Source organism: uncultured Maribacter sp., from assembly GCF_947496775.1.
GTDB lineage: Bacteria > Bacteroidota > Bacteroidia > Flavobacteriales > Flavobacteriaceae > Maribacter_B.
The window spans coordinates 185,298-200,258 of sequence record NZ_CANMDU010000003.1 but is presented as its reverse complement, the minus strand read 5'-3'; the positions used below and the strand labels follow the sequence as shown (position 1 = coordinate 200,258).

At 35.1% G+C, this 14,961-nt stretch carries 11 protein-coding genes; 4 read left to right on the top strand and 7 right to left on the bottom strand.

The annotated features are described in order from the left end of the window. Position 1: 1 nt before the first annotated feature. The 5 genes from Q0856_RS07570 to Q0856_RS07550 are packed head-to-tail and all read right to left on the bottom strand — an operon-like array spanning position 2 to position 4,388. Positions 2-1,180, bottom strand: a complete 1,179-nt coding sequence (locus tag Q0856_RS07570; RefSeq protein ID WP_298503848.1) for a CaiB/BaiF CoA-transferase family protein — start codon at positions 1,178-1,180, stop codon at positions 2-4. Continuing rightward, complete coding sequence (locus Q0856_RS07565; RefSeq protein ID WP_298503847.1) at positions 1,181-1,741, bottom strand: carboxymuconolactone decarboxylase family protein; 561 nt, start codon at positions 1,739-1,741, stop codon at positions 1,181-1,183. Between the two features lie 3 nt (positions 1,742-1,744). Beyond that, on the bottom strand, positions 1,745-2,254 hold the full coding sequence (locus Q0856_RS07560; RefSeq protein ID WP_298487459.1) for a 3-isopropylmalate dehydratase: 510 nt from the start codon (positions 2,252-2,254) through the stop codon (positions 1,745-1,747). Then, on the bottom strand, positions 2,251-3,486 hold the full coding sequence (locus Q0856_RS07555; protein WP_298503845.1) for a 3-isopropylmalate dehydratase large subunit: 1,236 nt from the start codon (positions 3,484-3,486) through the stop codon (positions 2,251-2,253). Before Q0856_RS07555 ends, Q0856_RS07560 begins: the two co-directional genes overlap by 4 nt. After that, a complete protein-coding gene (locus tag Q0856_RS07550; protein ID WP_298503843.1) occupies positions 3,486-4,388 on the bottom strand; it encodes a hydroxymethylglutaryl-CoA lyase in 903 nt (300 codons plus the stop codon). Before Q0856_RS07550 ends, Q0856_RS07555 begins: the two co-directional genes overlap by 1 nt. A gap of 144 nt (positions 4,389-4,532) precedes the next feature. Here Q0856_RS07550 and Q0856_RS07545 point away from each other — a divergent pair, with 144 nt between their 5' ends. Further along, complete coding sequence (locus Q0856_RS07545) at positions 4,533-5,945, top strand: aldehyde dehydrogenase family protein (RefSeq protein ID WP_298503841.1); 1,413 nt, start codon at positions 4,533-4,535, stop codon at positions 5,943-5,945. Positions 5,946-6,057: 112 nt separating this feature from the next. Here the strand turns inward: Q0856_RS07545 and Q0856_RS07540 are convergent, their stop codons facing one another. Both Q0856_RS07540 and Q0856_RS07535 read right to left on the bottom strand, forming a co-directional pair. Next, positions 6,058-6,627, bottom strand: coding sequence for a VOC family protein (locus Q0856_RS07540; RefSeq protein WP_298503840.1), 570 nt, complete (start codon positions 6,625-6,627; stop codon positions 6,058-6,060). 191 nt (positions 6,628-6,818) lie between these two features. Then, positions 6,819-9,473, bottom strand: a complete 2,655-nt coding sequence (locus Q0856_RS07535; RefSeq protein ID WP_298503839.1) for a TonB-dependent receptor — start codon at positions 9,471-9,473, stop codon at positions 6,819-6,821. A 442-nt stretch (positions 9,474-9,915) separates the two neighbouring features. Between Q0856_RS07535 and Q0856_RS07530 the strand changes: the two genes are divergently transcribed. The 3 genes from Q0856_RS07530 (at position 9,916) to aceE (ending at position 14,961) form a co-directional block, all read left to right on the top strand. Beyond that, entirely contained in the window at positions 9,916-10,797 is an 882-nt protein-coding gene (locus Q0856_RS07530) for a DUF1838 family protein (protein ID WP_298503837.1), read from the top strand. Positions 10,798-10,927: 130 nt separating this feature from the next. After that, positions 10,928-11,956, top strand: a complete 1,029-nt coding sequence (locus Q0856_RS07525) for a hypothetical protein (protein WP_298503835.1) — start codon at positions 10,928-10,930, stop codon at positions 11,954-11,956. A gap of 338 nt (positions 11,957-12,294) precedes the next feature. Next, on the top strand, positions 12,295-14,961 hold the full coding sequence (aceE, locus tag Q0856_RS07520) for a pyruvate dehydrogenase (acetyl-transferring), homodimeric type (protein WP_298503833.1): 2,667 nt from the start codon (positions 12,295-12,297) through the stop codon (positions 14,959-14,961).

Below are 14,961 nucleotides of genomic sequence, written 5' to 3'. Positions count from 1 at the left end.
ATTATTCTGTTTTAATTATTCCTTCCGCAATCATTTTTTCAATAGTTGCATCATCTATATTTAGGCCTTTTAAAACTTCAGTTGTATGCTCTCCAATTTTTGGAGGATCTAATCTTTTTTTAACTCTAGTGCCTTTATATTCTATAGGGAATTTTGGTAGTTTGGTAATTTTACCACCTCCCATATCAACCTCCATAAGACTATTGCCTTTATTTAATTGTTCATCTTCAAAAAGGTCTTCGGGTCTACTTATTGGAGCAAAAGGAATATGTCCTTTTTCGCACTTTGCAATAATCTCTTGTTTGGTAAATTGTTTAACTCTTTCTTCTAATGCGGGGATAAACCATTCTCGTTCATCAATGCGTAGGTTGTTCGTTTTTAAGCGCTCGTCGGCTAACCAATCTTGCCAGTTAAAAACTTCGCAAAAACGTTCCCAATGTTTTTCACTTATAATGCCAATAAAAGTTTTGTCATTGTCCTTAGTGTCAAAAACTTTATAAATAGACCAAGCACTTACTCTTGATGGCATTGGCGGAATTTTATAATCTATTTGTGAAGAATATGCCATGTGTTGCCCCATTAAAAAAGCACAGGTTTCAAACAAAGCAGATTTTACAAAGCCGCCTTCTCCTGTTTTCTCACGTTCGTATAATGCTTGTAAAATGCCAATATAACCAAACATACCGCCTGTAATATCTATTACGGATGTTCCTGCACGTAAAGGGTCTCCTTCACGACCGGTCATATATGCAAGCCCTCCCATCATCTGAACAACCTCATCCATTGCATGACGCTTCTCATAAGGGCCACTTAAAAAACCCTTAAGAGAGCAATAGATGAGGCGTTTGTTTAGATGTTTTAATTTATCATACCCAAGCCCCAAACGGTCCATAGTTCCAGGACCAAAATTTTCTACAACAACATCATATTCTTTTACAAGATCATAAATAATTTTACGACCTTCTTCTGTTTTAATATTTACGGCAAGACTTTTTTTATTTCTATTATAAAACCAAAAATACCCTGTTCCAAAACCTTGTAGCCTTCTGGTACTATCGCCATGTACGGGTTCTACATGCAATACATCTGCACCCATATCTGCAAGCATAAGCCCAGCACAAGGCCCCATAACTGCATGTGTAAATTCTAATACTTTTATACCTTTTAAAGGAGAACTCATTTATTTTGAATTTAAAGATTTATAAAAAGTTTCTGGAGCATCTTCAATTTGTGTATCTAATGTAGCGTTCCATCTATTTAAAAAGCCGAACATAGAAATTACACCTACTATTTCTACAATAGCTTCACTGTCATAATGTTTTTTTAGCTCAATAAAATCGGCATCGGTAGTTTGGTTAGGAACCATACTGCCATTAACCGTAATATTTAGAGCAGCTTTTTCTGCTTCAGAAAAGATAGGGGAGGTTTTATATTCCCATAGTTTTTCTAATTTTTCTTTTTCTACACCTTGCTCGTTAGCTCCATAGGCAGTGTGGGCACTACAATATTGGCAACCACTTACTTTGCTAGAAAGGTGTCCTATCATTCTTTTTAGGCCAGCATTAACTTTACCTTCTGCATATACTGCTTTTGCCAATAAAAAAAAGGATTTTAGAACCTCTGGTTTATGTGCCATAATAAGTCCGTCATTAGGTAAAAAACCCATCCATTTTTCTGCGTTAGAAAATAGGGAGCCTAACTCGCTTTCTTTTGGGTTTGCTATGGGATCTATTCTACTCATAATTTATAAAGTATAATTTCCATTTTTATTAAGATATGGTACTAATCCGCCTTCGTTTAAGATAGCGATCATTATATCTGGCAATTTTGTTGCAGTATATATTTTATTGGCAGTAATATCTGTAACTGTTCCTTCTTTTAGATTTACTGCAATTTTTGCTCCTTTTTGAATAGTATGTTTGCCAATTTCAAGAACGGGGAGTCCAATATTAATAGCATTTCTAAAAAAAATACGAGCAAAATCTTCTGCTATAACTACGGATATTCCGGATTGCTTTAATGCTAAAGGTGCTTGTTCTCTAGAGGAACCACAGCCAAAATTTATCCCAGCAATAAGTATATCTCCTTTCTGTACTATTTTATTAAAATTTGGGTCTAAATCTTCTAAAACATGATTTGCTAGCGTAGATAAATCTAGAGTTTTGGTGTATTTTCCTGGGATAATACGATCCGTATCAATATGGTCGCCATACACATGTGCTTTAGCTTCTATTATTGTATTTATGGAGCTCATATTAAATATTTTTTGGGGTTAATAATTTTACCTTCTAAAGCAGATGCAGCTACAGTGGCTGGTGCTCCTAAGTATATGTTAGAATTTGGGTTACCCATTCTTCCTCTAAAATTCCTGTTTGCTGCAGAAATAACAACTTCGCCATCTGCGGGAACACCTTGATGTGTTCCTACGCACGGGCCACAACCCGATGTTATTAAAGATGCGCCAGATTCTATAAGTGTAGCCATAGTACCATTACTCATAGCATCTAGTAAAACACTTTGAGAAGCAGGAGCAATAATTAATCGCACATCTGGGTGTATTTTTTTGCCTTTTAAAATCTTAGCAGCAATATCTAAATCTTCTAGCCTGCCATTGCAGCAAGTACCTATAAAAGCATAGTCTACTTTAGTTCCTTCGTAGTTAGATATGTTGTGTACATTATCTGGAGATTCTGGCGCACTAACTTGGGGTTCTAAATCGGATACGTCAAAATCGAAAGTTTTAATATACTTGGCGTCTTCGTCTGGGGTAATGGCACTAAAATCGTAATCTAATTCTAAACCAGCAGGATGTACAATACCTGTTTTTGCTCCCATTTCTGACGACATGTTGGCAATGGTCATTCTACTAGCAAGACTCAATCCTTCAAAAGCTTCTCCGCAAAATTCTATGGCTTGGTAAGTAGCTCCTGAAACGGTTATTTTACCAACTAAAAACAAAATTAAATCTTTAGCAGTAACACCATCTTTTAATTTTCCTGAGCAATGTACCTTTATGGTTTGTGGTACTTTTAACCATATTTTTCCGGTCATCATTACGGCAGCTAAATCCGTAGAGCCAACCCCACAAGCAAACGCATTTAACGCACCGTAAGTTGGGGTATGAGAATCTGCACCAATAAAAATATCTCCGGGTTTTACATATTGGTTTTCTACCATTACTTGGTGGCATATACCTTCACCTATTTCAAAAAGACGCATACCTTGTTCTTTTGCAAAATCGCGCATCATTTTATGTAAATTGGCGATACGTTCGTTAGGTGATGGCGCGGCATGGTCAATAATTAAGGCACATTTATCAGGATTAAAAACCTTTTTACCTCCCATTTCTTTAAATGCTTTAATGGTTAAAGGTCCAGTAGTGTCACTAGCCATAGCACCATCTACATTGCTAATTACAAGCTCCCCTGCATAAACTTTATGCCCTACATGGTTCGATATTATTTTTTCAGATATTGTCTGTCCCATTAGATCATTTTAATAGTGTTATTATCTAGTAATTTGTATAATTGTCCTGGTAGTTCATGACCAAGAGTAGATTCTAATTCTTTACTTATTTCAGCCACTTTATTAATATTTATTCCAGTTTGGTAACCCATTTGATGAATCATATTGGCACTATCTTCTGTGGCAATATTCCCAGTGGCACTTTTTATGAAAGGGCATCCGCCAAGACCACCGAAAGCCGTGTCAAAAATTTGAACACCACCTTCAATCGCAGCATATAAATTGGCATAACCTTTATTTTCTGTATTATGAAGGTGTAGAATAACCGGAATGTCCTTTGCCTTTTCTACAACTTTAGACATTAACTCGCCCAATTGTTTTGGATTTCCCATGCCAGTGGAATCTGCCAAAGCTATTTCGTCGATTCCGGAGTCTAAATGATGTTCTACCATATCGAGAACATGATTCTCGTCTATTATACCTTCATACCTACAACCAAAAGCACATTGTATACCACCACGTACCGTAATTTTGTTAGCCTTAGAAAGTTTAACCATTTCTTGAAAAGTCTTTTTTGCTTCAGAAAGAGTAAGTCTCGCATTTTTTTGACTGTGGGTATCACTTGCCGATATAGAACATGCTAGGTGCTGTAATCCAGTATCAATTGCTCTTTCAACGCCTTTTTTGTTAAGTACTAAACCGCTATAAATTATTCCAGGTTTGGGTTTAAGGTTTTTACAGACTTCTTCGGCGTCTGCCATTTGAGGCACTAATTTTGGATGAACAAAAGATGCTACTTGTATACGAGTTATACCCGCCTCAATAAGCAGGTTAATATATTCCAATTTTTTAGTAGTTGGAATTATTTTGGAGAGGGTTTGAAAACCATCTCTTAGTCCTTGTTCTTCAAGAATTACTTTCATATATTTTAAGTTGAAAGTTCTAAAGTACAAAAAAGTTAAGTAAATTAATAGTTAATAAGGTTAACTATTACGATTTTTTCGATTAACTTAGTAAAGAATCTATTAAAATAGGGTTTTTGTGTATTAAAAAATTAATTTATCAATATGAAAATAAGAAATCCAAGAACGGGAGAGTTTGATTATGAGCTAAGCGAAAATAGTGCAGAGTCCGTTATTGCAATGGCGGATAATGCTCGTTTAAACCAAAAAAAATGGCAGCTTAAAAGTATTGATGAACGCGTTTCCGTTTTAAAAAATTGGTTGGAGAGTATTAAAAAGTATGAAAATGAAATAGCCGAGCAACTTGCTGTTGACACCTCTAGAAAACAAATCGCTAAGGTAGAGGTAAAAGGCATATTTGGTTTGTTAGAAGCATGGTTTTTTAGAGCGCCACAATTATATAATCCTCCCAAGGAAAGACAATCTGCTTCGTGTAATACAGTACAAATTGGTCAACAATGGGTTCCTTACCAATTAATTGGCGTAATAAGTCCTTGGAATTTTCCTTTATTACTGGCCTTGATAGATACTATTCCTGCATTGCTAGCTGGGTGTTCGGTTTTACTAAAGCCAAGTGAAGTAACACCTAGGTTTATGGATGGTTTGGAAAAAAGTATACAAGAAGTACCAGAACTTAATGGTGTTTTAAAATTAGTGCGTGGTGGTGCAGAAGCTGGTAAAGCAGTAGTTCAAAGTGTAGATGCTATATGTTTTACAGGAAGCGTGCCCACTGGAAAAAAAATTGGAGCTGCTTGTGCGGAACGTTTCATTCCTGCTTTTTTAGAATTGGGAGGAAAAGACCCAGCAATTGTATTAGATGACGCGGATATGCAAGTTGCGACTGATGCCATTTTAAGAAGTGCAGTAGGAGCAACAGGGCAAGCCTGTCAATCCTTGGAAAGAATCTATGTAGATGAAAAAATATATGATGAATTTGTAACAATTATTACCAATAAATCTGCCGATGTTACTTTAACAACAGACCCTAATAAAGGACAGATGGGACCTTTGATTTTTGAAAAGCAAGCAGAAAAAATTCAACTACAATTGGATGAGGCAGAAGTAAAAGGAGCAAAAATACTTACAGGTGGTAAGGTCAAAAACATTAATGGAGGTTTATGGTGTAGGCCTACAGTTTTAATTAATGTAGATCATAGCATGCAAGTAATGACAGAGGAGACTTTTGGACCAGTAATACCAATTATGGCTTTTAAGTCGGACGAAGAAGCTATTACCTTAGCTAACGATAGTATATTTGGTTTATCTGCTTCTGTATTTTCTAAAAATAAAGAAAGAGCTTTAGAAATTGCTTCGCAAATAGAGGCTGGTGCTATTAGTATTAATGATGGTAGTCTTACTAATAAAGTTTTCGATGCAGAGAAAAACTCATTTAAAGAGTCTGGTATAAATGGTTCTCGCATGGGAGACTCTGGTTTTTTACGTTTTTTTAGAAAAAAGGCAGTACTATTTCAAACAGCTCATCCAGATACCATGTCTGGTTTTGAAGAAATGCAATAATAATAAAGCCTTTCCAATAAGTATTGGAAAGGCTTTATTATTCGGCTAATTTTTCGAAAATTAAAATTCACATCCTTTTAGAATGTTCGTGTAGTTAAAAGGGATAATCTTTCTAATTTTTAATGTATTCATACATGTGAATTCTAATTCCATTTGGATCTAAAACTGTTAGCGTCATTGATTTTCCTGTTGCAGAAGGAGTTATCGGTGCTATTAAAGGTATATTAGCTGCTTGCATTTGTTTTTCAATTTCTAATAAACTTTGAACCGAAAAAGCTATCATTTGTTCCCCTGCAATTGGATTTCTATTTTCTTTTTGTAGGAGGGGACCGTCTAAAGCTTCTGTAATTTCAATGAAATTAATTCCCATTATAATATTATCTTCGGAAAACTCTGCTGGAACAAGGCCAACATAATCTAGTTCTTGGTCACCTTTAACGCCAAAATTAGCAAGCCCCTCAGGAGTATCGATTTTTATGCGTTTTCGCACAGTGAATCCTAAAAACTTAGTGTAAAATAAAATGGAACTTTCAAGGTCTTTTGTTACAAAAGTCATTCCCGAAACAGTTGCGCTAATTTCAGATTTAGAGGCGTGTTTATTTGTAACTGGATCCTGAGCATGAATGCTGTTTAAGCTGGTAATGATAATTGTAATACTTAAAAGTTTACGTAATACGTTCATATATTTAAATTTCGAAAGTGAATGTTAGTTAGTAGCAATTTTTCTACTTAAAGTAATCTATATAGCTTTTCTATGTAATAGGACCTTTAACTCTTTTATAGTTTTTTATTTTTTGTATAAAAAAATTAAAGACACCTTGATATAAATAAGATCAAGATGTCTTTAAAGCTGACTAACTCAAATTTTGTTTTTTAAAACGTATACCCTAAAGTAAACAATACTCTTTTAGGATTTTGGAATACAGCGGATGATATTCTTCCTATACCATCTGGATTAGCTTGTAGTTCTCTTAAACTAGCATCACCATCCTGTCCACCAACAACAAGCTGTCTTGCATTGGCACCATCAAAAAGATTCTTAATACGCATGCTAACTTTTAATTCATTTTTACCCATAGGGAAAGTATAATATGCGCCAAGGTTATATTCAGATAATGTTGGTAACTCCACAAGATTTAGCACATCTGCGTAAGCTCCGGAATATGTAATACCTCCAAAGTCTGCGCCCCATCTATCCGTTCCGTATCCTATGTTTAAATTATATATAGTAGAAGGTCTATTTTGAGCTTTTAACCCTCCAATATCAAAGGCTTGTAAACCATTCTCTGTAGTTACAAGGTTAAGTCCATAGATATTATCAGGATCAGTACCAGAACTTAATGGCACTAAAAATGTATCATATTCAGAATTAGAAAGTGTAACGGCTCCTCTGAATAAAAGACCTTTTATAGCTTTAGGCGTATATACTGCAGAAAATTCACCACCAAACACTTTATTGGCACCTGCTGGTTGTTCTACCCATTCACCAAGGTCACCATCAAAAATAGTTGCAGTTCTATTATCAATAGTGGTGTTAAACAGGGTAAAATCTAATGTTAAATCTCCTAAACCTGCTCTATACCCTATCTCTAAATTATTTACAACCTCATTATCTTCTGGTAATATTGTTGTTAAGTTAATAGATCCGGGTAATGAAAATGCTCTAACGAAGTTTCCGTAAATAGCTGAGGATTTTCCTAATAAATAATTGGCACCTATAGAATAAGATAAATCTTTGAATTTTAACTCATTTTCTTCAAATGTACCAGGGTCGTAATTTATTCCAGTGGATCTAATTTCTTCTGGATCGTTGTTAAATCTAGTTTTTAGCCAATCATAACGAAAAGATACATTAACACTTAATTTCTCGTTAAACACCATTTCATCCCCTATAAAGATAGCCGTACTAGTTTCGGACCTATTAGAAGAAGTGTTAGAAACATAAGAGGTACTTGGTAAATTTGGATTACTAAAGCTACCTCTAGTAAAACCATTTGGTCCAACAGTAGGGTTCCTAAATGTTACGCTAGAACCATATATAAAGTTTAAACCTAAACGATCCCTTTCGGCTGTACTGTAATAAACACCTCCACTAATATTGTGTTCAGTATTGGCTCCTTTAATCTGTTTTGAAATTCTATGTTCGGTAATTAAATCTCTATTTTGGTTATCTGCCTGACCATTAAACCTACTAACTGTAGTGTTAACATCATAAAAAGTAGAGAAGTTAAACTCATTTATGTCTAGGTATTTAAAGTCATTATATCTAAATCTTTCATTCCAGAACCATCCGTTTCCTAAATCAATATTAAAATCCACACCGACTGTTGTTCCACGAGCTTTCTCTTTGTTTCTCCCAGGATTATCTCTAAGAGCATTGCCAGTATTGGCATCTATCGCAGCGGAAGTATCAAAGAAAGCATTTCTAACTCCTATTTCACCAAAAGCCTGAGTAAGGTTTCCTGCATCATTAAAAAATGTATTTGCAGGGTGCCATCCATCAAGTATTTTGCCATTTTCTAAATCCCAAGGTGCATCTGTAATATTTTGAAACTGGTTATTAAAAGTACTTCCGTATACACGAATGGAAGAAGTTTCCGTAATTAACCAATCAAAATTAGCTCTTATTTGCGCACCTCTATCTTTTTCGAATTGTTCTTTTACACCAGAATCTTCTAAAAGGTACCCACCAATATTATAGCGAATTTTTTCAGTAAGAGGGCCATTAAAGTTAAAATCTGTTCGGAAATCTACTTCATCTTCGAATTGATGCCCTTGTCTTGAATTGTTACTGTACTTTGTTAAAGAAAAAGAACCTTTATGTTCTGTTCCACCTGTTTTAGATATAATATTGATGGCACCCGCTGCTGCTGCTCTACCAAATAAGGTTGCTGCCGCACCACGTACTACTTCAATATTTTGAATACTTGGATCAATACCGTAGAATTCTTGAGTACCTCCAGTTAATCCTTGCGTACCAGAAATGGGTAAACCATCTATTAAGGTTGTTGTGTAACTTGATCCTCCAGGAAAACCACGAATGTTAAATCCACCTTTTCTACCTTGAGTTTCGTCTATGGTGACACCCGGTGTATTTTGAATCGCCTCTGTAAATGATTCAGGTTTTAAAATATTTAGTTCTTGAGTGCCAATAGTATTAATGGCAGTCGTGGCCTGTAATTTTCGTACAGGTTTTCTGGTAGAAGACACTACCACTTCATTTAATAAACTTACATCTTCCTTAAGTTGTATGTTTAATGTAGGTCCTGTTACTTCGGCCTTTTTGCGACCGAAACCAATATAAGAAAAGATAAGAATATCTCCGTTTGCTGCTTGTATGCTATACATACCATTGTCATCAGTAACAACACCGTTGGAAGTGCCTTGTTGTTGTACTGTTGCGCCCAAGATGGGAAGATTGTTGTTGTCCGTTACTGTTCCTGTTACTGTTCCTTGGGCAAATATTCCTGCCGAGAAAAGTAAAAAACTAAGTAAACAGATCAAATTTGAAGTTTTGTACGTTTTCATAGATGTAGTAATTATTTAGTTCAATTTAGTTGATATAACCTAGTGTTTTCGGTTGGTTTCGCCTTTTTTGTTTCTTGTTTTTTTGAAAAAAAGCGCTTAATTTCTTCACTAATATAATAATTAATTATGTTAATGGTTAATTAAATTAACTATTTTTTTAAAAAATTACATTTTTATTGTTTTTAACATATGTTATTCACTATTGGTAACTAATGGTCTTTTATATTGTATAATTAGAGGTTTTGGGGGATTTTTGTTAGAAAATGCATGGTTCGTTTTCTATATATTAAGGTGTAGTTATTTTTTCTTATGTAAATATATATGTTAGTTAATTAAGTTAATAGTTTGATTAGTTAACTAATTAATTGTATTTTAGAGCATGTTTAAAAAGCGCTACATTTTTTATTGTATAGCTTGAATTTTCTAAATAATACAAAGAACTATGAAACATATTGCTACTGGTTTATTGCTTGGTTTATTTTTTCTTCTTGGTTGTAAAGAAGAAAAAAGTACTTCGATAGAGAAAGAAGAAGAAAAACGTACAAGAGAGTTTGTACATCCTTCTGAAGATAAGTCATCTTACAAAAACGCACCAGAGGCACTTAAAATATGGGTGAATGCTAGGGCAGGTACTGGGGACGCTGTTCATTGGATTGCAGAAGGCGGCGTATATGAATACCCTTCCGGCAAAAAGCTTTTTGGAATGATAGGTTTTGATAGTTCCACTATTATTTGGCCAGATACCCCTGAAGGTAAAATAACCCACCTTACCAGAAAAACATTTGCGTATACAGATGTTGAAACGGGAGAGGTTATTACGGAGTATAATGGAAAAGTAGTTGCACCGATTGCATATCCTTATCAAATGATAACTTATAGACTAGAAAATAATAGAATATATGGGGATGTAGAACAGGGTGTCGGAGATAGAGTACAACTAATAGAAGCAAAAGAGGGTATCCCATACCGTAAAATGGGAAATACTTTTATATTTAACGCTGCAGTTTTTTTAGATTTTCCGTTGCCCTCTGGGAACCAATACCAGGCATGGGAGAACTATGATTTTTTTATTCACCCAGAGGGTAGTGTAGAAGAACCACATCAAATGAGTTGGCAGCGGTATGGGCAATTACCTAAATGGGCAGGCAGTGGCCCTGCAATTATACAACTATATTCTTGGCGAGTGGAAAGTCATGATGAATTTCCAAAGCAGTTGTTAACTTGGGCAAAGGAAGTTAAACCACAATGGCTCAATCCACCAAAAGATGTTGCGGAAGTACGTAGTTTGCAAAAAGGAGAAGCTGGTGACGGATGGGGAAGGTAATTCTATATGTTACCTTATTATAGTATCTAAGCGCTATAATTCCAAATTAAACTTAAAGTTGTGTGTGTAATACCTTTAGTTAAAAAAGGTTATTAATAATTAGGGAATAGAAATTTAGAAAAAAAATAGTATGGCCAGCCAACAAGAAATTAGAGGAGTTTATGAATCATGTATAGGAGTGCCAGACCTCATATCGGCAATTTCATTTTGGAACCAATTTGGTTATCGAATTGTGGACCATGGAGAACTATCTATGGAAAGTGCTAAAAAACTTTACAATGTTAATTCAAAGGTTAAGTCAGTTCAATTACAACATTTAGATAGTGATCACAGTTTTATACGATTAATGCAATGGGATAAACCAATAAATAAAGGTATAGGGTATACTGCAAATCTCCGTCATAATGGCGGTAGATGGTGCGTATTATTAACAAAAAGCGTTCTTAATATTCTAAACCATGTAGAAGATGCCATTACTAAAGGAGATTTATGGTCTTTTATTATGCCGCATTGGTTACAGGTATATCAAATGGAAAAAGGAAAGCCATTTTTTGACAGACCACTTGGTGTTAGAGAAGGAATTGCTCTACACCCTTATTGCAGATTGGCAATTTTTGAAAGATATAATTATGAAAAGCCAACCTACGGTAAGATAGATGAAAACTCTTTTCTAAAATCTAGCCAATTTACACATCACGGCATCTTATTGCGCATGGATGATATTGGTTCATTAAAGTTTTATGATGAATGTCTTGGGCTTTTAAGACAAAAAGAACAAAATTTAGGAGGAAAACCTACATGTTCATCAGGAAATCAACAGACCTTTGGCCTTAGTAGTTCAGAGGTTTATAGTATTCATGATTTTGATGACCCTAGGTCTTCTTTAGATGTTAAAGGCCATTTGTCGGGTCGTTTAAAAATTGTTAGAATGTTTACTTCTTCAGAGATGAAAGATGTTCATGACCTTTCTCGACCAGGCTCACTTGGGATGTCTCTTTTAACGTATCAAGTAAGAGATATTGAAGCTTATAGAAAAAAAGTCATTAATGGTGGAGCAACTGAAGTAACAGAAATTTATGAAAATGAATTTAAAGAACCTAGTATTTCATTTAAATCCCCCGATGGATTATCGTGGAACTTAGTAGGTAATTTAAAATGATAACCATTTATATAATGCTTATGTATTAGCAACAATAATAAAAATTGGTTGCGAACAAAATCATAATACTTACCTTGAATTACTAGTACTTATATTTTTAAATTCTCAGATTTTATTTTTTATGCCATTGCAAAACCCATTTAATGGGGTCTTCGAATGAAAAATGGTAAGAGAAGTGTATTGCGTTAGAGTGGGTTTTGAAAGTGCCATTAAGCGCAAATAAATCACTTTTTATCCAAAAACATTAAAATTTAATTTAGTTAACATTATTAATAGTTAATAATATTAATTAAATTTATTATCTTTATACGGTATTTAACATACTCAATATTAAGGTTATGAATAAAACAGTAGAAGCTAACGAATTAGAATGGAGTCAAGAATTGCAAGAATGGATAGCATCTTTAGATGAAGTTATCCAAGATTTAGGGGATGACCAAGCGGCAAAACTGATACGCCATTTACGAGCTTTCGCAATAAAAAAAGGGGTAAAATTAGGAGGCGAAGCACTAAACTCCCCTTATATAAATACAATTAATGTAAAACACCAACCACCGTATCCTGGAGATACAGTGCTAGAAACTAAAATTGAGAATATTAATCGATGGAATGCTATGGCAATGGTATTACAAGGTTATGATAGTGGCGCTGGCGTAGGTGGTCATATTGCCACTTACGCATCGGCTGCTAGTATGTACGAGGTAGGTTTAAATCATTTTTTTAGAAAAAAGTCCGAAGATTATGGGGGTGATTTGGTTTCTTTTCAGCCACATGCTGCGCCAGGAATATATGCACGCGCATTACTAGAAGGAAGATTAACAGAAGATAACCTTAAAAACTTTAGAAGAGAACTACAGAAAGAAGGTGGCTTGCCATCGTATCCACATCCAAGAAGAATGCCTTCTTTTTGGGAAATTCCAGCGGCTTCTATGGGGCTTATAGGAGTAAGTGCGATTTACCAAGCAAGGTTTCAAAAATATTTGGAAAATAGAGGATTAAAAGAGAAAAAAGGAGGAAAAATATGGGCCTTTGTTGGTGATGGTGAAATGGACGAACCAGAAACTCTTGGAACATTAAATATTGCGGTAAGAGAACAGTTAGACAATTTGGTTCTCGTTGTTAATTGTAATTTACAAAGATTAGATGGGCCTGTTCGTGGTAACGGAAAAGTTATTCAAGAATTAGAAAGAAGTTTCTTGGGAGCAGGTTGGAATGTTACTAAGGTTATTTGGGGCAGTGAGTGGGATTCTTTAATAGAAAGAGACCATGAAGGTATTTTAGTAGATAGAATGAATGAGGCTTTGGATGGCGATTACCAAATGTATTCTGTACTTCCAGGAGATGAGGTTCGCAAGCATTGGATAAAAGACAACCCGGAGCTCGAAGAATTGATGAAATCTTTATCTGATGAAGAGATAAGAACCATAAGACGTGGAGGGCACGATTATAAAAAGATTTTTGCAGCATTTGATAAGGCAGAAAAACCTAATGGTAAACCAAGTGTTATCCTAATGAAAACTCTAAAGGGTTACGGAATGGGAGATTCCGGTGAAGGAAAAAATACCACGCACCAGAAAAAAAGCATGACGGCAGAAGAACGTATAGACGCTGCTGCAAGATTTGGTATACCTATGAGTAAGGAAGATGCTGCAAAAGCTAAATTTTACATTCCGTCTCCAGATAGTCCAGAGATTAAATACCTTAAAGAAAAAAGAGAAGCTTTAGGAGGCTACTTACCAGAGCGTAAAGATGAGAGTATTGCTATAAAAACTCCCGGAGACGATTTATTTGGAGAGTTTTACGAAGGTACAGGAGATAGGGAAGTTTCTACCACGATGGTCTTAGTACGGTTAATAACAAAATTAATTCGTCATGATGATATTAAAGAATATATAGTTCCTATTATTCCAGATGAAGCAAGAACTTTTGGTTTAGATGGTCTTTTCCGATATGCAGGAATATATCAACCTAAAGGACAATTATATAAACCCGTTGATGCTGGTAGCGTTTCCTATTACAGAGAAAGTGTTGATGGCCAAATACTACAAGAAGGAATTTGCGAAGCTGGGGCCATAGCATCATTTATGGCTGCTGGTTCGGCCTATGCCATGCATGGATTACCAATGATTCCTTTTTATGTATTCTATTCTATTTTTGGTTTTCAACGCGTGGGAGATATGATTTGGGCCTGTGGAGATATGCTTTGTAAAGGATTTCTTATTGGTGGAACCTCGGGTAGAACAACACTTAATGGGGAAGGGGTACAACACCAAGATGGACACTCTCACATGCTATCTAGCGTAGTGCCTAATATGAAAAGTTATGACCCATCTTTTGCTTACGAATTGGCAATAATAATAAAGGATGGTATCTATAGAATGTATGAGCTACAGGAAAAAATATTCTACTACATAACGGTTACCAATGAAAACTATACCATGCCGGTTATGCCTAAAGGGGTAGAAGAAGGTATTATCAAAGGAATGTATCGTTACCAAAAATCAACTAAAAAATCAAAAAGAAAAGCGCATTTAATGGGTAGTGGATCTATTATGACTCAGGTTATAGAAGCTAAAGATTTACTGGAGGCAATGAACATATCTACAGATATTTGGAGCGTAACTAGTTATACAGAGCTACAGAGAGATGCGTTAAACGCAGAAAGAGAAGCGTTGCTAACAACATCGAAGACAACAAAATCTTATGTAGAAACATTAGTCGAAAAAGAAAAGGGAGTTTTTGTTTCTGTTTCTGATTATATGAAATCTTGGGGCATGAGTATTTCTAAATGGATGCCAGATGCGTATCATGTTTTAGGAACAGATGGTTATGGTTTAAGTGAAGCAAGAACCGATTTAAGGGACTATTTTGAAATTAGCCCTAAATATATTGCTTTAGCGGCTCTTCAATTACTTAGAAAAGAAGGGGACGTTACGGCCAAAGAAGTTAAAGATTTTATCAAGGCACAAAATATTGATAGTGCTAAAATTAATCCTGCATTGTAA